The sequence below is a fragment of the Pseudomonas sp. DSV-1 genome (assembly GCF_035830915.1).
Lineage (GTDB): Bacteria > Pseudomonadota > Gammaproteobacteria > Pseudomonadales > Pseudomonadaceae > Aquipseudomonas.
The window spans coordinates 4,995,929-5,020,028 of record NZ_JAYMYG010000001.1 but is presented as its reverse complement, the minus strand read 5'-3'; the positions used below and the strand labels follow the sequence as shown (position 1 = coordinate 5,020,028).

The following is a 24,100-nucleotide window of genomic DNA, read 5'->3' as shown; positions in this document are numbered from 1 at the left end:
CTTTGACTAAGGTGCAGGCATTGTGCGGAGAGAAAATTGGATGACGGTTGTAGATTTAAGCGCGGTGCCCACTGTATTGATTGCCGAGGCCGACCCCTGGACTCAGGACTTGCTCAAGCAGGTGGTACTGACGGTACGTTGTGATGCCCAGCTGGATGTATGTGGGGATGGTCAGCAAGCGCTCGCGCAGTTGAGCAAAAAACACTACGGACTTGTGATTGCTGATCGTGATTTGCCCGGAGTCAGCGGCCTGGATTTGTTGCGCACTGTGCGTCAGCGCCGGGCTGTTCCAGCGCAGCCTTTTATTTTGCTGAGTGCGCGCAATGACAGCGCCAGTGTGCGCGAAGCATTGCCGCTGGCGCCAACAGCCTACCTGACGACACCGCTGGACATTGCCGGCCTGACCATGCGGCTCAAGGGGCTGCTGCTCAATGCAGGGCAAGAGATTTCGTGCGAAGCACCACCGTTGGCCCCCGGCATGACCCTCAGGAAGTTTCTGGAGCAGCGCCGTGCATCTTCTGATGGTGCACCGCTGCTGGTTGATGTGCAGTCGGCGCTCAAGAGCAGTCTCGCTCCAGAAGGACTGGACCTTGAACGGCTTGAGCAGGGCGTGGGCACTGATCCGCAAATTACCGCTGTCATGATTGCGGCGGCCAACAGCGCTGCACACCATCGCCCCAGCCCTGCCCAGACTCTTGCACAAGCGTTGCAGTCGCTGGGGGCTGCGCAAAGCATGAATCTGGTCCTTGGGCTGACCCTCAAGCGCAACCCGCAACTGACGGACCCTTGCCTGGCCGATTACGCCGAACAGCAGTGGGCTGTGTCACTGCGTACGGCGCACTACGGCCGTACGCTCGCGGGCATGCTCAATCTGGATCAGGAGCGTTGCTATTGTGCCGGGCTGTTGCATCGATTGGGCGATCTGGCCTTGTTGCGCAGTCTTGAGGAGTGGCAGCAGGCCGGTGGTGAGCTGGACACCCAGGCCATTGACTCATCTCTGAGCGAATTCGGGGCCGCCTACGGCTCGGCGTTACGCACGCGCTGGCGCTTGCCGCTGGAGTTGCGCGAGTTGATAGCTGCGATTTATCACTTGGGTGGCGGGGTGTATTCGCGCGAAGCGCTGGTGATGAATCTTGCGGCGCAAGTGGCCAATCTGGAGTCAGAAGAAGGGATTGCCCAGGTGGCTGGCGGGAAGACGGCTCGCTTGTTGCGGGTGGGTATGTCGCAGCTTTCGCAGCTGATCGATAAACCGTAGTGGTGGGAGCGAGCATGCCCGCTCCCACCTGATCGGTGGGGGCGGGCCAGTCTTTAAACCGTCGCAGGACGCAGCGAGTAGGTCTTGAGCTGGTGAGCAAATTCGCGCAGCGACTGAATCCCGCTGGCTTCTGCTTCGTGTACCCATTCCTTGATCGCTGCCAGCATGTCGTGACCATTGGTGCTGGTCTTGACCCAGATCTGTTGAAGGGCCAGGCGCTTTTCGTAAATCACTTTGAGCGAATGGCTGTGCTCCAGCATCGTTTCGATACGCTGGTGATGACGTTCTTCAAGCAGGCTGGTCTCCCGTGAAAGCAGGCGCTTGGCGCGACGGAACTGGTGACGCACCGAGTGATCGACCTTGGCCAGCTCTTGCTGAACCAGCGGTGCAATGACCAGCTTTCGGTACTGGGCCATGATCTGGAAACGGTTGTTGAGGATCGCCATCGCGGTGTCCATGTCCAGATTGCCTTTGCCTTCCACCCGGTGGGCAATTGGCGCTACACGCTGAACTTTGGCCAGGCGCAAAAAGCTGAAGACTTTTATCCAGGCCCAGCCCAGGTCGAACTCCCACTTCTTGACCGACAGCTTGGCCGAATTGGGGTAGGTGTGATGGTTGTTGTGCAGCTCTTCGCCGCCAATGATGATGCCCCACGGCACCAGATTGGTGGCAGCGTCGCGGCATTCAAAGTTGCGATAACCCACAGCATGGCCCAGGCCGTTGACCACGCCTGCTGCCCATACCGGAATCCACATCATCTGAATGGCCCAGATGGTCAGGCCGATGGCACCGAACAGCAGCAGGTCGATGACCAGCATGATTGCCACGCCCAGCATTTTGTAACGCGAGTAAACATTTCGCTCAATCCAGTCTTCAGGGCAGTTTTTGCCGTAAATACGCAATGTTTCAGGATTTTGAGCTTCTTCGCGATACAGCTCTGCACCTTTTCGCAAAACGGTCGATAACCCTTTGATAACCGGGCTGTGCGGGTCATCGACGGTTTCGCATTTGGCGTGGTGTTTGCGGTGGATGGCTGTCCACTCACGGGTGTTCTGCGCCGTGGTCAGCCACAGCCAGAAGCGGAAAAAGTGTTTCAGGCCACCGTTAAGCTCCAGCGAGCGATGGGCTGAGTAGCGGTGTAGATAAACCGTGACACCGATAATGGTCACGTGGGTCATCAACAGAGTGACTGCCACCAGTTGCCAGGCCGACAAGTCGAGAAAACCGTTGTACCACATAGGCTGTTTGGCCCTCGGGAAGATGAAAAAAACTGCAACACGCATTATCACCATGCAGCCAGATAAAACCAGTCGCCCTTTCAGATAAGAGTGGCTGGATGTTTCTTACACTATAATTCCCATTTTTTTGTAGGTGCTTTAACTTTCTTATGTCTGTTTCCTCCCGAGATGCCTTGCGTACGGCCTTGTTATACGGGCTGCTATCGGTTTTCTGGCTGTTGACAACTGATCATTTATTGAACAGTTATTTCGATGATTCAGCGCAGCTGGCGCATTGGCAGCTGATAAACGGTTATGTTTTTGCCTTTTTCAGTGCCGTACTGATTTTCTTCGCCCGGGCTCGCCTGTTCGGTTTTTTGGGCATGAGCCCCGGCTTGAAGCGTCAGCGTCAGGATCAGGAACGCTTGCGCCAGGCGGCCGTGGTCTTTGATTGCACGCGCGAAGGGGTGCTGGTCACCGATAGTCGCGGTGTAATTGTGCATGTGAACCGAGCGTTGGTTGAGATCACCGGTTACTCGGCCGAAGAGGTGCTGGGCCATCGACCGAACATGTTCAAGTCGGGTCGCCATGGTCCTGCGTTCTATGAGGCGATCTTCAAGTCGATAGACGAAAGCGGTGACTGGCACGGAGAGATCTGGAACCGGCGTAAAAGTGGCGAGATTTACCCGCAATGGCAGACAGTCCGCTCGATTACCGATGACAAGGGTCAGGTCACTCACTATGTCGCGGTTTTTTCAGACATTTCCGCGATCAAGAACTCCCAGAGCGAACTGGCACGACTTGTTCATCACGATCCGCTGACTGACTTGCCCAATCGACTGTTGTTTACTGACCGTACCGAGCAGGCTCTGGCTTCTGCGCAGCGCCATCAGACGGGCTGTGCGCTGCTGATGGTCGACCTCGACCACTTCAAGATCATCAACGACAGCCTGGGCCATAACGTCGGTGATCTTTTGCTCAAGGCAGTCGCGGACCGTTTGCAGAGGGTATTTGGCAAAGGCTTCACCGTGGCTCGACTGGGTGGCGATGAGTTTGCCGTGCTGGTCGATAATTGCCCGCAAGTGGCCCATGCCGCCAATGCTGCGCAACAGGTGCTGGAGGTCATGAAAGGCGCCTTCGATGTCGATAAACACCAGCTGTTTATCAGCGCCAGTATCGGTATCAGCGTATTCCCCAAAGACGCATTGAATGCCGAGCAATTGCTGCGCAATGCCGACTCGGCCCTGTTCAAGGCCAAAAGCACAGGGCGTGAAGGCTATGCCTTGTACACCGAAGATCTGACAGCCCATGCGCAGTACCGTATTGAGGTGGCCGGGGATTTGCGCCGTGCCCTGGAACAGCATGAGCTGCGCGTGTATTACCAGCCTGTGCACGATCTGCAAACCAGTCGCCTGATTGGTGTTGAGGCGCTGGTGCGCTGGGAACATCCACTGCGGGGGCTGTTGTCGCCGGGAGAGTTTATTCCGATCGCCGAGCGCACCGGATTGATTGCAGAAATTGACGCCTGGGTGTTGGAGCAGGCCTGTTGGCAGATGGTTCAGTGGCAAGCGGCTGGCCTGAAATTGTCATTTGTGGCGGTGAACATTTCCAGCCGGTTATTTGCGCGACCCGAGCTGTACACGCTGGTTTCAACGGTGCTGGCAGACACGGGGCTGGACCCTGCATTGCTGGAGCTGGAAGTGACCGAAAGTGCGGTGATGGATAACTCTCAAGTCGCACTGGAACAGATGCATCGTCTGCGAGCGCTGGGTTTGCGCCTGGCCATCGATGATTTTGGCACCGGTTTTTCATCGTTGCTGCGACTCAAGCGATTGCCTGTACAGAAACTGAAAATTGATCAGGGATTTGTCGCCGGGTTGCCCGGGGACAATGACGATGTGGCGATCGTGCGTGCCGTCATTGCGCTGGGACAAAGCATGGGCTTGCAGGTGCACGCCGAGGGGATCGAGCAGGTCGAGCAGGCGCGGTTCCTGCTCGACCTCAACTGCAACCTGGGTCAGGGCTACTGGTTCGGGCGCCCGATGCCGGCCACGGAACTGGACTGGCAGCGAGCCCCCGCCATTCGCGGCTGAGCCGGGGTTCAGTTTTTTTCTGGCGGCAACGTCGGCAGTGCCCGCAGGGCTGTTTCGTACCACTCGGTGTTGAAGGCGCGGTCTTCTTCGAGGATCGCGTCAATCTCCACGGCCAGCACGTGGGCCATCATCTGCAGGATGTCTTCACGCTCGTAGCCGACCAGCGTCAGCTTGTTGAACGTGGCTTTAGCGGCAGGCGGGTTGTCGCTTTCAATCTGGTTTTCAATGGCCTGAATCAGCGTGGACTCGGCGAACTCTTCTTCTTCGTTATCGATATCAACTGGCTCGCTCATGGCAGGCTCCTTAAGTAAAGATGGCCAGTCTAACGGTATTCAGCCGGGTGATGCTGCTAGCCAGTCCAGTAACGAAGCTCTATAACAGCTTCAGCCAACCCCTACACGGCCTGGAGGCTTTGTGATGCTCAAGCTTTATGGATTTGCAGTCAGCAACTACTACAACATGGTCAAACTGGCGCTGCTGGAGAAGGGCGTACCGTTTGAGGAAGTGCCGTTTTTCGCGGGTCAAACCCCTGAGGCACTGGCTATCAGCCCCCGTGGCAAAGTCCCGGTGCTGGGGGTTGAGCAAGGTTACGTCAATGAAACCAGCGTGATCCTCGAGTACATCGAACAGACCCAGCCAGGCCCTAAACTGTTGCCGGTTGATCCGTTTGAGCGCGCTCAAGTGCTGGCGCTGGCGAAGGAAATCGAGCTGTACATCGAGCTGCCTGCACGTGCGTGTTACCCCGAAGCATTCTTTGGCATGAAAGTGCCGGAAGCGATCAAGGAAAAAGCGCGCATCGAGCTCTTGGAAGGGATGGCTTCATTGAGGCGTCACGGCAAGTTCGCCCCCTATGTGGCGGGCGACACCCTGAGTGTTGCGGATATTTACTTCGCTTGCAGCGTCAATCTGGCCTGCGCCGTTGGGCACAAGGTGTTTGGCCTGGACCTGTTGGCTGACATGCCGGGCGCCAAAGCGTTGCTGGAGCGGCTGGAGCAAAACCCGCACGTGCAAAAAATTGGCGCTGACAAAGAAGCCGCCATGCCGCAGTTTCTGGCCTGGATCAGTAGCAAGAAATAACGCGGGTACTGGCGCTGAATAAAAAACGGGCACCCGAAGGTGCCCGTTTTTTTGTATTGCTCAGAAGTTAGCGGGTAGCCAACAACGCCTTGCCACGAACAACAGCTGCTTTCACTTGCGCCGGCGCGGTGCCGCCGATGTGATCGCGGGCATTGACCGAACCTTCCAGCGTCAGCACGGCAAACACGTCGTCTTCGATCTGATCGCTGAACTGGCGCAGTTCTTCGAGGCTCATTTCTGCCAGATCCTTGCCCGTCTCGACACCGTATTTAACGGCATGGCCGACGATTTCGTGGCAGTCACGGAACGGCAGGCCACGGCGAACCAGGTAGTCGGCCAGGTCGGTAGCGGTCGAGAACCCGCGCAATGCCGCTTCACGCATGATTGCGTGCTTGGGCTTGATCGCCGGGATCATGTCGGCAAAGGCGCGCAACGAGTCGCGCAAGGTGTCGGCTGCGTCGAACAGCGGCTCCTTGTCTTCCTGGTTGTCCTTGTTGTAGGCCAGCGGCTGGCCCTTCATCAGGGTCAACAGGCCCATCAGTGCACCGAATACACGGCCACTTTTGCCACGTACCAGTTCTGGCACGTCGGGGTTTTTCTTTTGCGGCATGATCGAACTGCCGGTGCAGAAGCGGTCCGGCAGATCGATGAACTGGAACTGTGCGCTGGTCCAGAGCACCAGCTCTTCGGAGAAGCGCGACAGGTGCATCATCGCAATACTGGCCGCGGCGCAGAATTCGATGGCGAAGTCGCGATCGGACACGTTGTCCAGCGAGTTGCCGCCAACAGCGTCAAAGCTCAGCAATTGAGCCGTGAATTCGCGGTCGATCGGGTAGGTGGTGCCCGCCAGTGCGGCGCTGCCCAGAGGCATGCGGTTAGTGCGTTTGCGGCAGTCGACAAGACGCTCGTAGTCGCGGCTGAGCATCTCGAACCACGCCAGCATGTGGTGACCGAATGTCACGGGCTGTGCGGTCTGCAGGTGCGTAAAGCCGGGCATGATGGTTTCGGCTTCGCGCTCTGCCTGCTCCAGCAGGCCTTTTTGCAGGCGAGTAATTTCAGCCAGGATCACGTCGATTTCATCACGCAACCACAGGCGAATATCGGTAGCTACCTGGTCGTTACGGCTGCGACCGGTGTGCAGCTTTTTGCCGGTTACGCCGATGCGATCGGTCAGGCGCGCCTCGATGTTCATGTGCACATCTTCCAGATCGATGCGCCAGTCAAACGTGCCGGCTTCGATTTCGCTCTGGATGGACTTGAGGCCATCGATAATGCTGTCGCGCTCGGCATCGGTCAGCACGCAGACCTTGGCCAGCATGGTGGCGTGAGCCACGGAGCCCATGATGTCGTGGCGATAAAGGCGCTGGTCGAAAGTGACGGAGGCGGTGAAACGCGCAACGAAGGCGTCGACGGGTTCACTGAAGCGGCCGCCCCAGGACTGATTGGTCTTGTCGGTGCTCATGGATTCGCTCGTAATCGGCTGAGGGGGAGTTACACAAAAAGTTACTGCGGATCATAACAGGGTTGCCAATCAAGGCGTTGACGCAGGTCGGCAGGTTTTTGTGTGAAGTGCGGTATAAACAAAAATCCGAAACGAAATGTATCGTTTGAATACTTTCGTCTTGGCAACCGTCTACAGTTGGTCGTATGGATCAGTCATTGCAGGTCTTTGTAGATTGCCAGACGTATCCGGTATTAAATCGAGCAACCGAGACAGGTGAATTTTGCTGCGAGGTTTGCGGCACTTTTTGGCCTTCGCGCTAGTCTTAGCGTGGATCGCCGTGACAGTCGTCACTTCACCTGTCTACGCTATCCTTGTGCGAGACTCACGCAGGAATACAGCGCTATATGAATGTCCTGATCGTTGATGACGAAACCCTGGCCCGCGAGCATTTGAGCCACTTGCTCAGCACGCTTGGGGGTTACACGTTGCTGGAGCCTGGCGCCACAAATGGCGAAGAGGCACTTACCCTGATCGAAAACCTGAAGCCGGATGTCGTTTTACTGGATATCCGCTTGCCGGGCCTGGACGGGCTGCAGGTTGCAGCCAAATTATGCGAACGCGAGCTACCGCCTTCGGTGGTGTTTTGCGTGGCGCCGGACGAATTCTCCGTGCAGGCCCTGCAGGACAGCGGCGTCAGCTATGTAATCAAGCCGGTCACTGCGCAGGACTTGAGCGCCGCCTTGAAAGAGGCTCACCGGCCCAATCGCATCCAGCTGGCCGCGCTCACCCGGCCTGCCGCGCAAACCGGCAGTGGTCCCCGCAGTCATATCAGTGCCAGAACCCGAAAAGGCATTGAACTGATCCCCATCGACCAAGTGATCTATTTTATAGCCGACCATAAGTACGTGACCTTGCGTCACGCTGGTGGTGAAGTGCTGCTCGATGAGCCACTCAAGGCGCTCGAAGACGAGTTTGGTGAACGCTTTGTGCGAATTCACCGTAATGCATTGGTGGCGCGGGATCGGATCGAACGTTTGCAGCGCACGCCGCTGGGGCACTTCCAGCTGTTCCTTAGAGGGCTCAACGGCGATGCACTGATCGTGAGCCGAAGGCATGTGGCGGGTGTTCGCAAAATGATGCAGCAGCTGTAGTTCGCGCAGAAAAAGGCGCTGGTGCTCCGTTTTTGGGCCAGGGAGGCCGAGGACTTTCTGATACAAGTCAAAGCTGTTTTGGCTGAGCTGTTATTATCAGCCGTATCTTTTCAGTACGGATTGATCCATGTCCTCTCGCGAAATCCGCATCGCTACCCGTAAAAGCGCCCTGGCTCTGTGGCAGGCCGAATACGTTAAAGCCCGTTTAGAGCAGGCTCACCCCGGTATTTTGGTGACGCTGGTGCCCATGGTCAGCCGTGGTGACAAGCTGCTGGACTCGCCGCTGTCGAAAATCGGCGGCAAGGGGCTTTTCGTCAAGGAACTCGAAACGGCTCTGCTCGAGAACGAAGCCGACATCGCCGTGCATTCCATGAAAGACGTGCCGATGGACTTCCCGGAAGGTCTGGGCCTGTTTTGCATTTGCGAGCGTGAAGACCCGCGTGATGCCTTCGTCTCCAACACCTTCGCCAGCCTTGATGACTTGCCGCATGGCAGCGTTGTCGGCACGTCCAGCCTGCGTCGTCAGGCCCAGTTGCTGACTCGTCGTCCGGATCTTGAGATCCGCTTTCTGCGGGGCAACGTCAACACCCGCCTGGCCAAACTCGATGCGGGCGAGTACGACGCGATCATCCTGGCAGCTGCCGGCCTGATCCGCCTCGGCTTTGAAGACCGCATCACCTCGGCCATCAGCATCGATGACAGCCTGCCAGCGGGCGGCCAAGGCGCAGTGGGCATCGAGTGCCGCAGCGCAGATACTCAAATCCATGCCTTGCTGTCGCCTTTGCACCATGCCGATACCGCCGTGCGCGTTACTGCAGAACGTGCTCTGAACAAACACCTCAATGGTGGCTGCCAGGTCCCGATCGCATGCTATGCGGTGCTCGAAGGCGAGCAAATCTGGCTGCGCGGACTGGTCGGTGAACCCAGCGGCGGCGTGCTGCTGAGCGCTGATGCCCGGGCACCGCGTGAGGCGGCTACCGAGCTGGGCGTGCAGGTGGCCGAGGCGCTGCTGGCCCAGGGCGCCGGGGATATCCTCAAAGCCGTCTATGGTGAGGCAGGTCACGAGTGACAGGCTGGCGCTTGTTGCTGACCCGGCCTGCTGAGGAGTCGGCAGCCCTGACCCATGAGCTGGCGGCTGCCGGGATTTTCAGCACCAGCCTGCCACTTCTGGCGATCAGGCCATTGGCCCTGACTGATGTGCAGCGAGCGCTGATTGCGAGTCTTGACCGTTATTGCTCGGTGATTGTGGTCAGCAAGCCTGCGGCGCGTCTGGGGCTTGAGCTGGTCAATCAATACTGGCCGCAAGCGCCCCGGCAGAAGTGGTTCAGTGTTGGCGCCGCCACCGCGCAGATTCTCGCCGACTACGGCCTTGATGTTAGCTACCCTCAATGCGGGGATGACAGCGAAGCTCTGCTGGCGATGCCTGAGTTCGAAGCTGCAGTTGGCTGTGATCAGCCCAGGGTTTTGATCCTGCGCGGGGAGGGCGGTCGCGAGATGTTGGCGGACCGTATGCGTAGCCTTGGAGTGCAGGTCGACTATCTTGAACTCTATCGTCGCGAACTGCCGTCGTACCCGCCTGCGACCCTGTATCAGCGAGTTAAAGTGGAACGCCTGAACGCGCTGGTGGTCAGCAGTGGGCAGGGTTTTGAACATTTACGCCAATTGGCAGGCGACACCTGGCCGCAGCTTGGATGTCTGCCATTGTTTGTTCCAAGCCCTCGGGTTGCTGAGATGGCACGCAGCGCCGGGGCGCAAAACGTTGTGGATTGTCGTGGCGCGAGTGCCACGGCTTTGCTGGCGGCGCTGCGGGAACATCCCGCACCTGCTTTTTAATGCAAAGGATGGATTCGTGAGCGAAACAGTCTTGTCCAAAGAACACGTACAGTCCGCGCCAGACGCGCCGGCTAAAAATGCTGACCCTGCGCCGCAGGGACGAGGCAATGGTCTGGCCGTTTTCGCCCTGTTGCTGGGCGCAGCCGGCATTGCCGTCGGCGGCTGGGGGGTGTGGCAGGTACGACAGCTGCAAGCCACCACCGAACAGCAACTGAGCGACGTGCCAGCCTTGGCCGCGCAAACGCTGTCGATCAAGCAGGGCGAGCAGCAACTGCTGACGCGCGTCAACCAATTACCCTCCGCGGGTGAGCTGGATAATCAGCGTCAATTGGTCGTGCAGCTGCAAGGCGATCAGCAGCGCCTGAACCAGCGCCTCGAAACCGTTTTGGGTGAAAGCCGCAAGGACTGGCGTCTGGCCGAGGCCGAGCACTTGTTGCGGCTGGCCACCTTGCGCTTGTCGGCACTGCAGGACATCACCAGCGCCCAGGCGCTGGTGCAAGGGGCGGACGCCATTTTACGCGAGCAAAATGATCCGGGCTCTTTCGCTGCCCGCGAGCAACTTGCAAAAAGCCTGGCGGCACTGCGCAGCATTGAACAGCCGGATCGCACTGGCCTGTTTTTGCAGCTGGCGGCCTTGCGTGACCAGGTCGCGCAGCTCAGCGCACTGGCCCCTGCCTATCAGAATCAAGGTGATTCGCTGGCGAGCCTGACGGCAGATGGCGATGGCGCGAGCCGTTGGGCGCAGTGGTGGGATGAGATCTCGCATTACATTCGTATCGACTTCAATGCCGACAAAAACGTGCGCCCGCTGTTGGCAGGTCAAAGCCTGACGCAAGTTCGCCTGGCCTTGAGCCTTGCGCTGGAGCAAGCCCAGTGGGCGGCCCTCAATGGTCAGGAGTCGGTGTATACCCAGGCCTTGGCGCAGGCACAAGAAGTCCTCAAGGGCAACTTCAACCCGGATAACCCGCAGAGTAAAAAAATTCTTGAGCAGGTGGTCGAGCTCGGCAAGCAGCCGGTCACGGTCAAAACCCCGGACCTCGCGGCCACCCTGAGTGCTGTGCAGGCTTATCTGGAGCGCCGGCATGTCCGTGCCGACGAGCCGGGTAAAGCGGCTGCCAGCCCGGCACAGGAGACACTTCCATGAAGCGTTTCTACGTGATTGTGTTTTTGTTGATTGCAGCTGCGGCCTGCATCGGCCTGGCAATCGCTGAGGACGCGGGCTATGTGCTGATCGCCTATAAAAATTTCCGCTACGAATCCAGCTTATGGGCAACGCTCGCTCTGTTGGCAGTCCTGTGGTTGCTGGTCTGGGGAGGCAAGCTGCTGGTGGAGCTGGTTACGGCTTCTACCGGGTTGGTGAACCCGTGGTCGCGGCGCAATCGCAGCCGTCGGGTTCAGATCGCCATCGAGCAAGGCCAGATGGACCTTGCCGAAGGTCGCTGGGCCAGTGCGCAAAAGCATCTGGCGCGAGCCGCTGAAGCCGAACCGCAACCGTTGCTCTACTACCTGGGTGCCGCACGCGCAGCCAACGAGCAGGGGCATTACGAGGAAAGCGACAACCTGCTTGAGCGCGCACTGGAGCGTCAGCCCCAAGCCGAGCTGGCCATTGCCTTGAGCCATGCCCAGCTGCAGGTGGACCGCGCCGATACGGATGGTGCGCTGGTGACCTTGCAAGCCATGCACGAGCGTCATCCGCATAACGTCCAGGTGCTACGCCAGTTGCAGCGTCTGCACCAGCAGCGTGGAGACTGGGCGGCGTTGATTCGCTTGCTGCCAGAGTTGCGCAAGGACAAGGTTTTGCCAGTCAAGGAGCTTGCCGAGCTTGAGCGTCGGGCCTGGGGACAAAATCTTAGCCTGGCGGCCCAGCGCGAAACTGAAGGCGAGGCAGGGCTGCAATCGCTGCAGCGCTCCTGGCAACAACTCACTTCGGCTCAACGCCAGGAGCCTGCGCTGGTTCTGGCCTACGCCGAGCAGTTGCGCCAGTTGGGCGCGCAAGCCGAAGCTGAGGAAGTGTTGCGCGGGGCGCTCAAACGCAACTATGACAGCCATCTGGTGCGCCTCTATGGCCTGCTGCGCGGCAGCGACCCGGTCAAGCAGTTGCAGGTCGCCGAAGGATGGTTGAAAACCCACCCGGGGGACGCCAGCCTGCTCTTGACCCTGGGTCGCTTGTGTCTGCAAAACAGCTTGTGGGGCAAGGCCCGCGACTATCTCGAAAGCAGTCTGAAGGTTGAGCGCAACCCTGAAACCTGTGCAGAGCTGGCCCGACTGCTGGCTCAGTTAGGGGATACAACGCGCAGCAATCAACTCTTTCAGGAAGGGTTGAATCTGCTGGATGAACGCTTGCTGGCCTCTCCTTTGCCAGCGACGGCCACGACTCTCTGAAAAAGGCAGTCTGGCTGCGTTTCGGCGCACGCCAGACTGGCCGAAGTAGAATGTGGGTGCGGTACGAGTCGGTATTTCCTACGTGGCTTGCACTCTAAGCCTTCAGCTCTTGTTGGTAATTCCCAACTTTCTTCAAGAAGTATCCGCTCAGGCCCATCTTGAAAGGGCTAATGGCTTTCATCTACCGTAACCAACTGTCTCATTTGTTACGGAAAAGCCATGTTTTTGGCAGGCTCACGTTTAATTTTCTTTTTGGCCTTTCTCATCGGCGCCTTGGTGATGGGTGCAACTCTGTATCTGGAGTATGGCCCCGGGCTAAAGCCCTGTTCGTTATGTCAGGTTCAACGATTTTTCCTGCTGGGATTCTGTCTCGTCAACCTGCTGGCTTTTGTGCATGGCCCACGGCGTTTGGGTCTGTGGTGTTATTCCATTGCCTCCACATTGCTGGCGCTTGGAGGCGCTGCGAGTGCCTTGAGGCAGGTCAGGCTGCAAGTGTTGGCGCCTGAACAGTTGATGTTCTGTCAGCCGGATCTGACCTGTGCCTGGCACAGCATGTCGCCCGGCGAATTTTTTTCGATGATCTATCGGGGCAGCGATGACTGCACTCATATTCACTGGACCATATTTGATTTGAGCGTTCCCGAGTTAAGCCTGCTGGCCTTTATCGGTCTGCTCGTGGTGAGTATTTTCCAGATAACGCGCTCAATGCACGCAGGCAAATTACGCCGTGGCTGCGACGTAACGTAGCAGTCAGGATTAAACGCTTGTATGAATTTTCTCTCATACGTACCTTGAAGCAGTTGCCGTGCGGGCATAATCTGGCCCGCACGTATTACTGGAGTTATGCCGCCCAATGCCGGTGCAATCGCGCAGGTTTTGGTTCACACAGGCCCGGCTGACGTCGGGTGGCATGGGCCCACAAGGGAAGAGAGATCATCATGCTCGAAAGATGTGAGAGTGCTCAGGAACGATTCAACGGCGTCCACCAACTGGTTGATCGCTGGTTGCATGAGCGCCGTAAACTTGTGAGTGCTTATGCTGCTCTGATCGATCAGCAAAACAACCCCAAGCGTGGGCCTCAAAAAGAGTTTTGCCAGATCCTGGTCGACTATGTTTCCGCAGGCCATTTCGAAATTTACGAGCAGCTGAATCAGGAGGCGCAGGCCTTCAATGATGAGCGTGGTCTTGCCCTGGCCGAGACCATCTACCCGCGGATCAACGTGATTACCGAAGCGGCCCTGGCTTTCAACGATCATTGCGACGGCAAGGCCCATCGTCCTGACTGCGAAAAGCTGGCAGAAGAAATCAAAGTTCTGGGCGCTTTGCTGGATGAGCGTTTCGAGCTTGAAGATTGCCTGATCGAAGTGCTGCACAACGCGCACAAACAGAAAGAAGCTGCTCAGGCTTAAGCCGTGGGCAAGTCAAAAAAACGGTGCGCAATGGCGCACCGTTTTTCGTTTTCGAGCATTCACTTGCGGATAGAAAACAGCTCTATTTCAAACACCAGCGGCGTATCGGGTTCGATCAAATCCCCTGCACCCTCAGCCCCGTAAGCCTGGCTGGAGGGGATCACCAATCGCCATTTCGCACCGACGGGCATCTGCACCAGTGCGCTGCGCCAGCCAGCGATTACGCTGTCCAGGCGAAACCATTGGGGCTGGGTGCTGTGGTCGAACACTGTGCCATCGGGCAGACGGCCGACATAACTCACGTAGACGGAATCCTGTGTGTCAGGTTTTGCCCCTGTGCCGGGTTTGAGCTCGGTCAGGATGATGCCGTCAGCCAGCTCGCGAGCTTGAGGCTGCTGTTTTTCTTTCAGCAAAAAATCACGTTCAGGCTCGGCTGCAGTCTCGCTTTCAGGCGGAATTTGCGTGTTGTCGGTTTGGGCCTGATGCTGCGTCAATATCTGTTCGATACGCTCATCACTTAGCGCCAGAGGCTTGCCTTGATAGGCAGTGCGCAGGGCCTCGACCAATGCCTTTATCTGCAGATCCGGGACTTCCTGGCGCAGGCGTTCCCCCAGGCTGGCGCCCAGGCTGTAGGCCAGGTCGTGCGCGGCATCGGGGGATGGAGCCGGGGCTGCATGAGCCAAAGGCGCAAGGCACAACAACGTCATTAAGAAGTAACGCGGCATGGTGGTTCTCCGGCGTGATATGCGAGGGATTATGCCAGCGCTAAAGCGTGCGGCGATGATTTATTCGGGGGTTTGGATAACGTTGAACCACCCACAAAAATTAGCCGTTGTGATGGTTAAAGATTGATCCAGCACAAGTTTTTCGACGTCGTGCAACGCACAGCTATCCTTAGTGTCAACATGCCCTAGCGGCGGTAGTTACAGAGGTCTAGTATGAGCCGCACTCACTTCAGCCAGGAGGTAAACCATGTCGGCCAATAAGAAGCCCGTTAATACGCCGTTGCACTTGCTCCAACAGCTCTCAGGCAGTCTGCTTGAGCATTTGGAAAACGCTTGTTCCCAAGCGTTGGCTGATGCTGAGAAATTGCTCGCCAAGCTTGAAAAGCAGCGCGGCAAAGCGCAGGAAAAACTGCACAAGTCCCGCGCCAAACTGCAGGATGCCGCCAATGCTGGCAAATCCAAGGCTCAAGCCAAAGCCAAGTCGGGCGTCAAAGAGCTTGAGCAACTGCTCGATTCGCTCAAGGATCGTCAAACCGAAACGCGCACCTATATCCTGCAACTCAAACGCGATGCTCAAGAAAGCCTGAAGTTGGCCCAAGGCATTGGCCGGGTCAAAGAGGCGGTAGGCAAAGCGTTGTCTACGCGTGATGCCAAGCCCGCGTCAGCTGCGAAAAAACCTGCTGCCAAGGCAGTCGCTAAAGCCCCGGTCAAGGCTGCTGCCAAAGTGGCCGCCAAGCCTGCGGCCAAACCGGTTGCCGCTCGCACGGCCAAACCTGCGCCAAAAACTGCAGCCGCCAAGCCAGCAGCTAAACCCGTAGCCGCTAAAACAGCTGCCGCCAAACCGGCAGCCAAGCCCGCAGCGGCTAAACCGGTTGCCTCCAAAGCGCCAGCCAAGGCTGCAGTTAAAGCGCCTGTGAAAGTGGCTGCCAAGCCCGTGGCTAAAACAGCGGCTGCCAAACCTGCCGCTGCCGCCAAGCCTGCCGCTGCCAAGCCTGCAGTAAAAGCCGCTGCAAAACCGGCTGTTAAAAAGCCCGTAGCGGCCAAGCCGGCAGCCAAGCCTGCTGCTACCCCCGCCAAGCCTGCTGTAGCGCCCGTTGCCGCTACGACGGCTGTTGCTGCAACGCCAACCCCGGCATCCGCAGCAAACTCGGCTACCACCCCCTCCAGCGCTTCTTAAGCGTTGTTGATTGCGGCGCGCAGCGTGTGCAGCGCGTCGCAATCAAGGTGGCCAGCATCGCTGGTCATCCTCTGCAGCCAACCGCAAGTCTCTTGCGATTGCGCGAGTGACCAGCCCTGAGTCACCGACTCCAGGCGCTGCAATAATGTCCGCTCAGCTTCCAGTTCCAGTGACTTGATCTGCACGCGCAGCGCCGCCAGCGCATCGTCGCGTGTCGCCGGTTCACGCCAGTGTGTTCGCAATAATCGCAAGGGCTGCACCACCTCACGCTGCCAAGGCCCGGCGCAGGCTTTCAATTGCCCCAGGCGCGCCTCATCGCAGGCCACGCCACGCTCCTCAAGCCAGGCCGCACACAGCACAAGGCACACATCCAGGCCCTGGCTCTGCAAGTGCAGGCACGCCGGTTCTGCACCGGGGCGGGCGTAAAGGTTCAAACAGTAATTCCACAGGTCAGTCTGCATAGTGCAATTCGCGCCAGTTGAGAGGGAAGCTGGTAGACTCCGCCGCCATTATGATCCGACTTCAGAACCTGACTTTACAGCGTGGTCCGCAACGTCTGCTAGAAGACGCCGAGCTGACCCTGCACGCCGGCCACAAAGCCGGTCTGGTCGGCGCCAATGGCGCCGGTAAATCCACTTTGTTCGCCTTGCTGCTGGGTGAGTTGACGCCTGATTCCGGGGATTGTCTGCTCCCGGCCGACTGGCGGATTGCCCACATGCGGCAAGAAATCGACACCCTCGACCGCATCGCGATCGACTACGTGCTCGATGGCGACCTGCGCTTGCGTCAAGTCCAAGCCGACCTGGCCAAGGCCGAAGCCGACGAGGATGGCGCCGCACAGGCACGTCTGCACGCTGAGCTGGACAGCGCCGACGGCTACACCGCTGATGCCCGTGCCCGCAAAATGCTCGCCGGGCTGGGTTTTACCAACGAACAAATGGACCGCCCGGTTGCCGACTTCTCCGGTGGCTGGCGGATGCGCCTGAATCTGGCGCAGGCACTGATGTGTCCGTCGGATCTATTGCTGCTCGATGAGCCGACCAACCACTTGGACCTCGACGCCATTCTGTGGCTCGAAGACTTCCTCAAGAATTATCCCGGCACCTTGCTGCTGATCTCTCACGACAGGGATTTTCTCGACGCAGTGGTCGATAACATCGCCCATGTCGACCAGCGCAAGATCACCCTTTATCGCGGTGGTTACAGCGCATTCGAGCGTGCCCGTGCCGAGCGTCTGGCCCAGCAACAACAGGCCTACGAGAAGCAGCAGGCGCAGCGTGCGCACATGGAAAGCTACATCGCCCGCTTCAAGGCCCAGGCCACCAAGGCCCGTCAGGCGCAAAGCCGGATCAAGGCACTGGAGCGCATGGAAGAGCTGAGCGCAGCCCATGTGGATTCGCCGTTCGACTTCGTGTTCCGTGAAGCGGTCAAACTCTCCAGCCCGCTGCTCGACTTGTCGGATGCACGTCTGGGTTATGGCGATAAAACCATCCTGGAAAAGGTCAAATTGCAACTGGTTCCGGGCGCTCGTATTGGCTTGCTCGGGCCAAACGGTGCGGGTAAATCGACCCTCATCAAAAACCTTGCGGGCGAGCTGGAGCCGCTGTCGGGCCGACTGGCCCGTGGCGAAAACCTTGTGGTTGGCTACTTTGCCCAGCATCAACTCGACTCGCTGGATTCCAAGGCCAGCCCGTTGTTGCACATGCAGCGCCTGGCTCCGGCTGAGCGTGAACAAACCCTGCGCGACTTCCTCGGTGGTTTCGACTTCCGTGGGGCGCGTATCGACGAGCCGGTGCTGAACTTCTCGGGTGGCGAAAAAGCCCGTCTGGCGCTGGCGCTGATCGCCTGGGGTCGGCCAAACCTGTTGCTGCTCGACGAACCGACCAACCACCTCGATCTCGAAATGCGTCTGGCGCTGACCATGGCGTTGCAAGAGTTCAGCGGTGCAGTGCTGGTGGTGTCTCACGACCGGCATTTGCTCAAAAGCACCACGGATGAATTCCTGCTGGTGGCTGATGGCAAGGTGCAAGAATTCGACGGTGACCTCGAAGACTATGCCCGCTGGCTGGCTGACTACCGTTTGCGCAACGCGCCGGCCAGCAACACGCCGGTCAACCCTGACAAGACCGATAAAAAGGCTCAGCGTCAGGCTGCCGCAACGTTGCGTCAGCAACTGGCGCCGCACAAGCGCGAAGCCGACAAGCTTGAGAGCGAACTGGGCAAGGTCAACGAGAAGCTGGCCAAGATCGAAGCCAGCCTGGGTGACAGCGCGGTTTACGAAGCAGCACGCAAAGACGAATTGCGAGATCTGCTGGCTGAACAGGCCAAGCTCAAAGTGCTCGAAGGTCAGTTGGAAGAGCGCTGGATGGAAGCTCTGGAGCTGCTTGAATCCATGCAAGCGGAACTGGAAGCCCTGTCCTGATGGAAGCCCTGCACTTACCTCTGCCAGCCGAATTCATTGCACCGCTGTGGATCGGCTTGCAGATTTTGCTGATTCTGCTGGCCGGTTATTTCTCTCAGCGCGTAGTGGCTCGTTTCCTGACTCGGCTGGGCGAGCGTTACCCGTTTCCGCCGCAGCTCATGATGCCGCTGCGGGGCGGTTTGCGCTGGTTCATCATGGGCAGTGCGGTGATTGTCGTCCTGGAGCGCCTGGGTGTATCGGCCACCGTGTTGTGGACTGCGCTCTCGGGTTTTGTGGCCGTGGCAGCGATTGCCTTCTTCGCCATGTGGAGCGTGCTCTCCAACCTGCTGTGCGCGGTGCTGATCTTCACGGTGGGCCCGTTTCGCATTGGCGACATCGTGGAACTCCTCGACACCCTCGACAAGCCCGGCGTCAAAGGTCGGGTCGTGGCCATCAACCTGCTCTACACCACCCTGATCGAGCCCGCCGAAGCCGGTAGTGGCAGCAGCATGGTGCAAGTCCCCAACAGCCTGTTCTTTCAGCGTTCGGTCCGTCGCTGGCGTGAAAGCGACCTTTAAAGGCACCGCTATCCACCTGTGGCAGCGGCTATAAAAAGTAGTGGTCAATTTTCAACCAACGCATTAGCTTAAAGGACTTGTTACAGATCTTGTCCGAGGTGTGCGATGTCGTTGGAAACGTGGTTGGCCTTTTTTGCTGCCTGTTGGGTCATCAGTCTGTCGCCCGGTGCAGGGGCGATTGCCTCGATGTCGTGCGGCCTTCAATACGGTTTCTGGCGTGGCTATTGGAACGCTTTGGGCCTGCAACTGGGGCTGGCGCTGCAGATTGCGATTGTCGCCGCCGGGGTGGGTGCAGTGCTGGCCGCCTCATCCACTGCCTTCTACGCGATCAAATGGTTTGGCGTGGCCTATCTCGTCTACCTGGCCGTCAAACAGTGGCGTGCCCTCCCGGCAGACCTTAGCGATGACGCGGCTGTACGCCCCATCGGTAAACCACTGGCACTGATATTTCGCGGCTTTCTGGTCAATGTCAGCAACCCCAAGGCGCTTGTTTTCATGCTCGCGGTCCTGCCGCAGTTCGTAAACCCTACTGCGCCTCTGGTGTCTCAATACGTGACGCTGGGCGCAACCATGATCTGCGTCGACCTGATCGTGATGGCCGGGTACACCGGGCTGGCGTCCAAGGTCCTGCGTTTGCTGCGCACCCCAAAGCAACAGCGCCGCATGAACCGCACCTTTGCAGGCCTGTTTGTGGGCGCAGCAGGTTTTCTTGCGACGTTGCATCGCGCTACGACCTAAACATCTTGAGTCGCGGTCATTGGAAGTGAACAATGTGTTACTTCTCATTTCCATCCGGATTTATCAATGACCGCCCGCTCGCGTTTTTTTGCCTGGTTGATGTTGCCAGTGCTCGCGTTGTGCAGCCTTACGGTGTCTGCCAACTCCCCGGAAGGCGCCTCACAAGCGCTGCACCTGATCGACTACATCGGTGCGGACTATCCGCCTACCGTTGAGAACGGGAAGGTCATCGATGAAACCGAGTACCGCGAGCAGCTGGAGTTCCTGACCGTACTCAAGGGCTTGATTGAGGGCCTGCCAGAGCGCCCTGAGCGAGCCGAGCTGGCTCGGGGTGTGAACGTCTTGCAAGCCGCCATCGAACAGCGTGAGGACGGCACTGCCGTTGCCCGTGAGGCGCGGCAACTGGGTGCCAGACTGGCTGTGGCCTACGAGGTCAGCCAGGCACCTGCCATCACCCCGGACCCAACCCGTGGCGCGCCGTTATATGCCCAGCATTGCTCGGTGTGCCACGGTGAAACCGGCGCCGGAGATGGTCCCGCCAGCCTTGGGATGACGCCGCCTCCGGCCAACCTGCGCGACGTACAGCGCCTTGACCGGTTGAGCCTCTACGCGATCTACAACACGTTGGGCCTGGGTGTCGAAGGCACTGACATGCCTTCGTTTGCCGATCAGCTGGACGAGCGTCAGCGCTGGGACCTGGCCACTTACATCGCAGGCTTGAGTGCTGACCCGGCTGCGGAAAAGGCCGATAAAACCTACAATCTGGCGGATCTTGCCCGTCAAACTCCGAATGAAGTGCTGGCGGCTGAAGGCCCCGAGGCGACGGCGACCTTCCGTGCCCAACGGGCGCAGCCGCCGCAAGTCAAACGCGGTCCGGCGCAGTTGCTTGACTACACCAGCGCTACCCTGGACAAAAGCCTCGCGGCTTACCGCGCTGGCGACCGTGAACAAGCCTACGACCTGTCGGTAGCGGCTTATCTGGAAGGCTTTGAACTGGTTGAAAGCTCGCTGGATAACGTCGACGCCAACGTGCGTAAAAACACCGAGAAAGCCCTGATGGCGTATCGGCAGTCATTGCAGGACGGCTTACCGATCGAGCAAGTCGAGCAGCGTCTGGATGTCGCAAAGGCCTTGCTTAAAGAGTCAGCCGGGCTGCTGGGCAGCGATGGCTTGAGCTGGACCTTGAGCTACATCTCGGGCCTGTTGATTTTGCTGCGCGAAGGTCTGGAAGCGATTCTGGTACTGGCCGCGATCCTGGCTTTCCTGCGCAATACCGGCCAGCAGTCTGCGGTGCGCAGCGTCAACATTGGCTGGGGATTGGCCCTGGTTGCAGGTCTCGCTACGTGGGCGCTGGCCGCCTATGTCATCGATGTCAGCGGCGCCCAGCGCGAACTGCTTGAAGGGTGCACGGCCTTGTTCGCCAGCGTCATGGTGCTGTGGCTGGGCGTATGGATGCACGACCGCCGCCATGCGGCTGCGTGGCAGGACTACATCAAAAGCAGTCTGGTCAGTGGTGGCGGGCGTTTTGGTTTTGCGATCCTGGCGTTTTTCTCGGTGTACCGCGAACTGTTCGAAGTGATCCTGTTCTACGAGACCCTGTGGCTGCAAGCCGGGCCTGCGGGTCATAACGCCGTATTGGCGGGCGGCGCCACGGCGCTGGTGTTACTGATGGGGTTGGCGTGGATCATCCTGCGCGGTTCGGCCAAATTGCCATTGGCGCTGTTCTTCAGCATCAACGCGGCCCTTCTTTGCGCCCTGTCGGTCGTATTCGCCGGGCATGGCGTGAAAGCACTGCAAGAGGCGGGCATCTTCGGCACGCGGCCTGTCGCGTTTTTTGACTTCGACTGGTTGGGCATTCACGCGGATGCCTACTCGCTGGCTGCGCAGGCGGTCGCCATTGTGGCGATTATCGTGTTGTACAGCCGCAGTAAAATGGCGGAAAAGCGCCGGGTGCAGGCTTCGTAAGCATCCAGGCATTTGCGGTAAGCCACATACTTACAGTGTGGCTTGCCAGCGGCTAAAGCCATTCGGCGTGACATAGTTGTTGCGCTATTGTGCTTGATTACCCTGGTGTGGGAGTGAACACCACACCAGGGCTTAGAAAATCGATGTGATACCCCGACGAGCCATCACCTAATGCAACATGCACTCCGCTAATGCCTTCGTTCATTTGAGAGTTGATACGATAATCAATAAACGGTGCGATAGCATTATTCACCCCTACTGCAAACTCTGTGAGCTTTAACCCTCGCGCGCCTGCCGCACAGTTTAGTAATTCTTTGTGTTCTGTATCGTTGACCCGGAATGAAGTGAGGATGTTGTTTTCCACCGTCAAGAGTGCAGTGTGGTGTGCAACATCACGGGTGAGATGTTCAAGGGCTATCTTTAATGCGATGTCCGTTGATGTGGAAGACTTTCTAAGCACGGTGAGAATGCCGGAGATTGTCAGGTGCCCGTTAAACTGGAAGGGGCAAGGTGCATGTGAATTCATGTGGGCATAGTGCACTTCAAAAAATTCAGCTATTGAATGTACAAAGTCATTGTTTATGTCTTCTTCGATCATGGCGTATGGGATGGCCTGCTCTGAAATAGTGACGCGAGCCTTGGAATTGCTCCCGTCCAAACTGAACTCCCTGTAGGTATCAAGCTGCGTCAAGACAAGCCACTGTTTTTGGAGTGCATCGTCAAAGTCACTCTTCAGGATAAGATCCAGCCCATAGAGTGCACTTCTGACGGACGACTCAAAAACGTGGACCGCACAAAAAATACTTTTTCTGGCAGGGGTCTGCTTAGCAATTTTGAATGTGTGCCTGGCGGCTTCATTGCAAAAGGCAAAGACGATACTTTGTGCTGGAAGAAACGCTATGTTATTGAGTGATTGTGCATTAAAGCCTTGAGCAATACACCTTTGGAGAAAATCATTATTGTCGGAGACGATGCACACGTCTTTTAAGTTGAAAGGGAAGTGATTGGCAGGCACAGGCATACCCTCTAATGGGAAGTGGGCGCCAATTTATATGTCTGCTTTGTTTTGGCGCTCACATGTCTATATTACCCACTCAATCTGGTTGGAAAGCCCAGGCAAGTGGAGCCCATCCGAAGTTGTCCGGGTCGGATGTGGTTCGGTTTAATTTTGGTTTTGGTAGCGTTGAGTTAGTCATTATTTATCCTCGCTGTGCAGTATAAGAAATGTATGTTGGATGCCTGAGCGTGTCAGGAGGTTGCTATGTTAGGGCTAATGATTGGCAGGTTGAAGTGACGTTTCATGTGTTTTTATATTGTTTCTCTATTGTATTAATCTCATTTAGCAAGTTCGGATATTAGTGTAGGAATTTTATGTAGGCATTGTCTGATATTTGGCTTGTTTTCAGGGTTTTATTGTTTCTCTGTTGTGAGTTAAAGCGTTTCTGATCTAGATTTTGCACTCTGTTTAATACTTATTGGTATTTGCCGTGATCCAGGCGAGGAGTCGTTATGCTTTCGTCAAAAAAGTATATTTGTGCACTTTCGGTCAGCAATGCTCTAGATCTTTGCGATCTCACAGAAGTGGACAATCCAGCGCATGCCATCGGGCTTTTGTTAAGTGAGGTACTTGAGGGCCTGGTGAGCCGTGGTTGGCCTGCTGGCCAGATCCTGAGAGGCCCGCGAATTGTTTCGGCGCAAGAGAACTATGGTTTGCTTGGCTATGACCCTGCAGAGGTCACGTTAGGCAGTGAGCATACGCGCTGGGTGGATGAGCATTCGCTGTTGCGTACTCAGACAACCAGTCAAATCCCACGGGTTTTGCAACGTGTCGCGCAGGACCGTAAAGCAGGGGAAATCATCCTGTTGGCGGCTCCCGGTATTACATTCAGGCGCGATAGCCGCGACAGATGGCACTGTGCTGAGCCACATCAGATGGATATCTGGCTGCTCGGCGATCCAGCACTCTCAACCCGTACGCATTTGCTGAGACTGGTGGGTGACATCCTTGAGTGCGCGGTACCCAACATGGCGTGGGTATACAGTGACAGTCCGCACCACTACACCGAAGGCGGAATCGAGGTAAACCTGATCTCGCAGGAGCAACCGGTCGAAGTGCTTGAGTGTGGGTGTATTGCACCCTCGCTTTTGCAAAGACTGGGTATTGATCCTGCCAGGCATGGTGGTCTGGCATTGGGCATGGGCTTGGATCGCCTGACCATGTTACGCAAGGGCATACCCGATATTCGCTTGTTACGGGATCCTGATGAGCGCGTTCAGGCCCAGATGCATGATTTGCAACCCTGGCAGGCCGTTTCGCGGTTGCCTTGCATCACGCGTGATATCTCCCTTGCAGTGGCGCCGGGCTTGAGTGAAGAGGTGCTGACCGAAAAGATGTTGCTTGCTGCAGGTGATCGCTCGGCCTGGATTGAAGAAATGCAAGTCAAAGGGCGCTGGGCCATGGATGAATTGCCTGTGCAGGCGATTGAACGGCTTGGGCTCTTACCCGGGCAAGAAAACGTTTTGTTGCGGGTGGTATTGCGGGACTGTTCGCGTTCCATTACTACGTTAGAAGCCAATGCATTGTATGAGCGTATTCAGTCTGCATTGCATGAAGGCGCTGAAGGTGGAGGCTACAGGATCAAGGGCTGAGCCAGT

At 57.6% G+C, this 24,100-nt stretch carries 22 protein-coding genes and 1 pseudogene; 17 read left to right on the top strand and 6 right to left on the bottom strand.

Annotated elements, in window-relative coordinates; all coding sequences use genetic code 11:
- Positions 1 to 40: 40 nt before the first annotated feature.
- On the top strand, positions 41 to 1,255 hold the full coding sequence (locus tag VSQ83_RS23290; protein WP_326427614.1) for an HDOD domain-containing protein: 1,215 nt from the start codon (positions 41 to 43) through the stop codon (positions 1,253 to 1,255).
- Positions 1,256 to 1,308: 53 nt separating this feature from the next.
- On the opposite strand, the gene desA is transcribed toward VSQ83_RS23290, so the two are convergent.
- Positions 1,309 to 2,493 (bottom strand): delta-9 fatty acid desaturase DesA, encoded by a 1,185-nt coding sequence (gene desA, locus VSQ83_RS23285; RefSeq protein ID WP_326398953.1) that lies wholly within the window; start codon positions 2,491 to 2,493, stop codon positions 1,309 to 1,311.
- Between the two features lie 149 nt (positions 2,494 to 2,642).
- On the opposite strand from desA, the gene dibA reads away from it, so the two are divergent.
- Entirely contained in the window at positions 2,643 to 4,565 is a 1,923-nt protein-coding gene (gene dibA, locus VSQ83_RS23280; protein WP_326427613.1) for a phosphodiesterase DibA, read from the top strand.
- Positions 4,566 to 4,573: 8 nt separating this feature from the next.
- Here dibA and VSQ83_RS23275 read toward each other — a convergent pair whose 3' ends face one another.
- Positions 4,574 to 4,858 (bottom strand): hypothetical protein, encoded by a 285-nt coding sequence (locus VSQ83_RS23275; RefSeq protein ID WP_019824424.1) that lies wholly within the window; start codon positions 4,856 to 4,858, stop codon positions 4,574 to 4,576.
- A gap of 124 nt (positions 4,859 to 4,982) precedes the next feature.
- On the opposite strand from VSQ83_RS23275, the gene VSQ83_RS23270 reads away from it, so the two are divergent.
- Positions 4,983 to 5,642: a glutathione S-transferase family protein gene (locus VSQ83_RS23270; protein WP_133079298.1), complete on the top strand. Its 660-nt coding sequence runs from the start codon at positions 4,983 to 4,985 to the stop codon at positions 5,640 to 5,642.
- A 67-nt stretch (positions 5,643 to 5,709) separates the two neighbouring features.
- Here VSQ83_RS23270 and argH read toward each other — a convergent pair whose 3' ends face one another.
- Positions 5,710 to 7,104, bottom strand: coding sequence for an argininosuccinate lyase (argH, locus tag VSQ83_RS23265; protein ID WP_326427612.1), 1,395 nt, complete (start codon positions 7,102 to 7,104; stop codon positions 5,710 to 5,712).
- 258 nt (positions 7,105 to 7,362) lie between these two features.
- Between argH and VSQ83_RS23260 the strand changes: the two are divergent.
- From VSQ83_RS23260 to rsd, 8 genes and pseudogenes are all read left to right on the top strand, one after another.
- Positions 7,363 to 7,494: pseudogene (locus VSQ83_RS23260) on the top strand (sensor histidine kinase); the annotation flags it as partial.
- Positions 7,491 to 8,237 (top strand): LytR/AlgR family response regulator transcription factor, encoded by a 747-nt coding sequence (locus tag VSQ83_RS23255; RefSeq protein WP_133079296.1) that lies wholly within the window; start codon positions 7,491 to 7,493, stop codon positions 8,235 to 8,237. The pseudogene VSQ83_RS23260 and the gene VSQ83_RS23255, both read left to right, overlap by 4 nt.
- A gap of 127 nt (positions 8,238 to 8,364) precedes the next feature.
- Entirely contained in the window at positions 8,365 to 9,306 is a 942-nt protein-coding gene (gene hemC / locus VSQ83_RS23250) for a hydroxymethylbilane synthase (protein WP_133079295.1), read from the top strand.
- Positions 9,303 to 10,070: a uroporphyrinogen-III synthase gene (locus VSQ83_RS23245; protein ID WP_326427611.1), complete on the top strand. Its 768-nt coding sequence runs from the start codon at positions 9,303 to 9,305 to the stop codon at positions 10,068 to 10,070. The genes hemC and VSQ83_RS23245 overlap by 4 nt, the downstream gene beginning before the upstream one ends.
- A 16-nt stretch (positions 10,071 to 10,086) precedes the next feature.
- Entirely contained in the window at positions 10,087 to 11,214 is a 1,128-nt protein-coding gene (locus VSQ83_RS23240; RefSeq protein ID WP_133079293.1) for a uroporphyrinogen-III C-methyltransferase, read from the top strand.
- Positions 11,211 to 12,452 carry a heme biosynthesis HemY N-terminal domain-containing protein gene (locus VSQ83_RS23235; protein ID WP_133079292.1) on the top strand — a complete coding sequence of 414 codons (1,242 nt, stop codon included), beginning with the start codon at positions 11,211 to 11,213 and terminating at the stop codon, positions 12,450 to 12,452. The genes VSQ83_RS23240 and VSQ83_RS23235 overlap by 4 nt, the downstream gene beginning before the upstream one ends.
- A gap of 219 nt (positions 12,453 to 12,671) precedes the next feature.
- Positions 12,672 to 13,199, top strand: coding sequence for a disulfide bond formation protein B (locus tag VSQ83_RS23230; RefSeq protein WP_219262592.1), 528 nt, complete (start codon positions 12,672 to 12,674; stop codon positions 13,197 to 13,199).
- A gap of 191 nt (positions 13,200 to 13,390) precedes the next feature.
- The gene (rsd, locus tag VSQ83_RS23225; protein ID WP_133079290.1) at positions 13,391 to 13,861 is read left to right on the top strand and encodes a sigma D regulator; all 471 of its coding nucleotides are present in this window, start codon (positions 13,391 to 13,393) and stop codon (positions 13,859 to 13,861) included.
- A 59-nt stretch (positions 13,862 to 13,920) separates the two neighbouring features.
- Here the strand turns inward: rsd and VSQ83_RS23220 are convergent, their stop codons facing one another.
- Positions 13,921 to 14,586: an FKBP-type peptidyl-prolyl cis-trans isomerase gene (locus VSQ83_RS23220; protein WP_326427610.1), complete on the bottom strand. Its 666-nt coding sequence runs from the start codon at positions 14,584 to 14,586 to the stop codon at positions 13,921 to 13,923.
- 247 nt (positions 14,587 to 14,833) lie between these two features.
- Here VSQ83_RS23220 and VSQ83_RS23215 point away from each other — a divergent pair, with 247 nt between their 5' ends.
- Positions 14,834 to 15,763 carry an AlgP family protein gene (locus VSQ83_RS23215; protein WP_219262590.1) on the top strand — a complete coding sequence of 310 codons (930 nt, stop codon included), beginning with the start codon at positions 14,834 to 14,836 and terminating at the stop codon, positions 15,761 to 15,763.
- On the opposite strand, the gene VSQ83_RS23210 is transcribed toward VSQ83_RS23215, so the two are convergent.
- Positions 15,760 to 16,224 carry a TIGR02444 family protein gene (locus VSQ83_RS23210; RefSeq protein ID WP_219262589.1) on the bottom strand — a complete coding sequence of 155 codons (465 nt, stop codon included), beginning with the start codon at positions 16,222 to 16,224 and terminating at the stop codon, positions 15,760 to 15,762. The genes VSQ83_RS23215 and VSQ83_RS23210 overlap by 4 nt on opposite strands.
- A gap of 50 nt (positions 16,225 to 16,274) precedes the next feature.
- Here VSQ83_RS23210 and VSQ83_RS23205 point away from each other — a divergent pair, with 50 nt between their 5' ends.
- The 4 genes from VSQ83_RS23205 to VSQ83_RS23190 all read left to right on the top strand — a co-directional run bounded on the left by VSQ83_RS23205 (position 16,275) and on the right by VSQ83_RS23190 (position 21,445).
- Positions 16,275 to 18,185, top strand: a complete 1,911-nt coding sequence (locus VSQ83_RS23205) for an ATP-binding cassette domain-containing protein (RefSeq protein WP_133079286.1) — start codon at positions 16,275 to 16,277, stop codon at positions 18,183 to 18,185.
- Positions 18,185 to 18,742, top strand: coding sequence for a mechanosensitive ion channel domain-containing protein (locus VSQ83_RS23200; protein ID WP_133079285.1), 558 nt, complete (start codon positions 18,185 to 18,187; stop codon positions 18,740 to 18,742). The genes VSQ83_RS23205 and VSQ83_RS23200 overlap by 1 nt, the downstream gene beginning before the upstream one ends.
- Positions 18,743 to 18,847: 105 nt before the next feature.
- Positions 18,848 to 19,480 carry a LysE family transporter gene (locus VSQ83_RS23195; RefSeq protein ID WP_133079284.1) on the top strand — a complete coding sequence of 211 codons (633 nt, stop codon included), beginning with the start codon at positions 18,848 to 18,850 and terminating at the stop codon, positions 19,478 to 19,480.
- Between the two features lie 66 nt (positions 19,481 to 19,546).
- Positions 19,547 to 21,445 (top strand): cytochrome c/FTR1 family iron permease, encoded by a 1,899-nt coding sequence (locus tag VSQ83_RS23190; RefSeq protein ID WP_326427609.1) that lies wholly within the window; start codon positions 19,547 to 19,549, stop codon positions 21,443 to 21,445.
- Positions 21,446 to 21,542: 97 nt separating this feature from the next.
- Here VSQ83_RS23190 and VSQ83_RS23185 read toward each other — a convergent pair whose 3' ends face one another.
- Positions 21,543 to 22,460, bottom strand: coding sequence for a hypothetical protein (locus tag VSQ83_RS23185; protein ID WP_326427607.1), 918 nt, complete (start codon positions 22,458 to 22,460; stop codon positions 21,543 to 21,545).
- 494 nt (positions 22,461 to 22,954) lie between these two features.
- Here VSQ83_RS23185 and srmL point away from each other — a divergent pair, with 494 nt between their 5' ends.
- Positions 22,955 to 24,094 carry a PheS-related mystery ligase SrmL gene (srmL, locus tag VSQ83_RS23180; RefSeq protein WP_326427606.1) on the top strand — a complete coding sequence of 380 codons (1,140 nt, stop codon included), beginning with the start codon at positions 22,955 to 22,957 and terminating at the stop codon, positions 24,092 to 24,094.
- Positions 24,095 to 24,100: the final 6 nt, after the last annotated feature.

Bases quoted from the DNA above. Each gene is read 5' to 3' on its own strand.
- VSQ83_RS23215 (WP_219262590.1), top strand. From the start codon at position 14,834: ATGTCGGCCAATAAGAAGCCCGTTAATACGCCGTTGCACTTGCTCCAA.
- VSQ83_RS23205 (WP_133079286.1), top strand. From the start codon at position 16,275: ATGATCCGACTTCAGAACCTGACTTTACAGCGTGGTCCGCAACGTCTG.
- VSQ83_RS23200 (WP_133079285.1), top strand. From the start codon at position 18,185: ATGGAAGCCCTGCACTTACCTCTGCCAGCCGAATTCATTGCACCGCTG.
- VSQ83_RS23235 (WP_133079292.1), top strand. From the start codon at position 11,211: ATGAAGCGTTTCTACGTGATTGTGTTTTTGTTGATTGCAGCTGCGGCC.
- argH (WP_326427612.1), bottom strand. From the start codon at position 7,104: ATGAGCACCGACAAGACCAATCAGTCCTGGGGCGGCCGCTTCAGTGAA.
- desA (WP_326398953.1), bottom strand. From the start codon at position 2,493: ATGTGGTACAACGGTTTTCTCGACTTGTCGGCCTGGCAACTGGTGGCA.
- hemC (WP_133079295.1), top strand. From the start codon at position 8,365: ATGTCCTCTCGCGAAATCCGCATCGCTACCCGTAAAAGCGCCCTGGCT.
- VSQ83_RS23220 (WP_326427610.1), bottom strand. From the start codon at position 14,586: ATGCCGCGTTACTTCTTAATGACGTTGTTGTGCCTTGCGCCTTTGGCT.
- VSQ83_RS23190 (WP_326427609.1), top strand. From the start codon at position 19,547: ATGACCGCCCGCTCGCGTTTTTTTGCCTGGTTGATGTTGCCAGTGCTC.
- VSQ83_RS23210 (WP_219262589.1), bottom strand. From the start codon at position 16,224: ATGCAGACTGACCTGTGGAATTACTGTTTGAACCTTTACGCCCGCCCC.
- srmL (WP_326427606.1), top strand. From the start codon at position 22,955: ATGCTTTCGTCAAAAAAGTATATTTGTGCACTTTCGGTCAGCAATGCT.
- VSQ83_RS23270 (WP_133079298.1), top strand. From the start codon at position 4,983: ATGCTCAAGCTTTATGGATTTGCAGTCAGCAACTACTACAACATGGTC.
- VSQ83_RS23255 (WP_133079296.1), top strand. From the start codon at position 7,491: ATGAATGTCCTGATCGTTGATGACGAAACCCTGGCCCGCGAGCATTTG.
- dibA (WP_326427613.1), top strand. From the start codon at position 2,643: ATGTCTGTTTCCTCCCGAGATGCCTTGCGTACGGCCTTGTTATACGGG.
- VSQ83_RS23230 (WP_219262592.1), top strand. From the start codon at position 12,672: ATGTTTTTGGCAGGCTCACGTTTAATTTTCTTTTTGGCCTTTCTCATC.
- VSQ83_RS23195 (WP_133079284.1), top strand. From the start codon at position 18,848: ATGTCGTTGGAAACGTGGTTGGCCTTTTTTGCTGCCTGTTGGGTCATC.
- VSQ83_RS23290 (WP_326427614.1), top strand. From the start codon at position 41: ATGACGGTTGTAGATTTAAGCGCGGTGCCCACTGTATTGATTGCCGAG.
- VSQ83_RS23275 (WP_019824424.1), bottom strand. From the start codon at position 4,858: ATGAGCGAGCCAGTTGATATCGATAACGAAGAAGAAGAGTTCGCCGAG.
- rsd (WP_133079290.1), top strand. From the start codon at position 13,391: ATGCTCGAAAGATGTGAGAGTGCTCAGGAACGATTCAACGGCGTCCAC.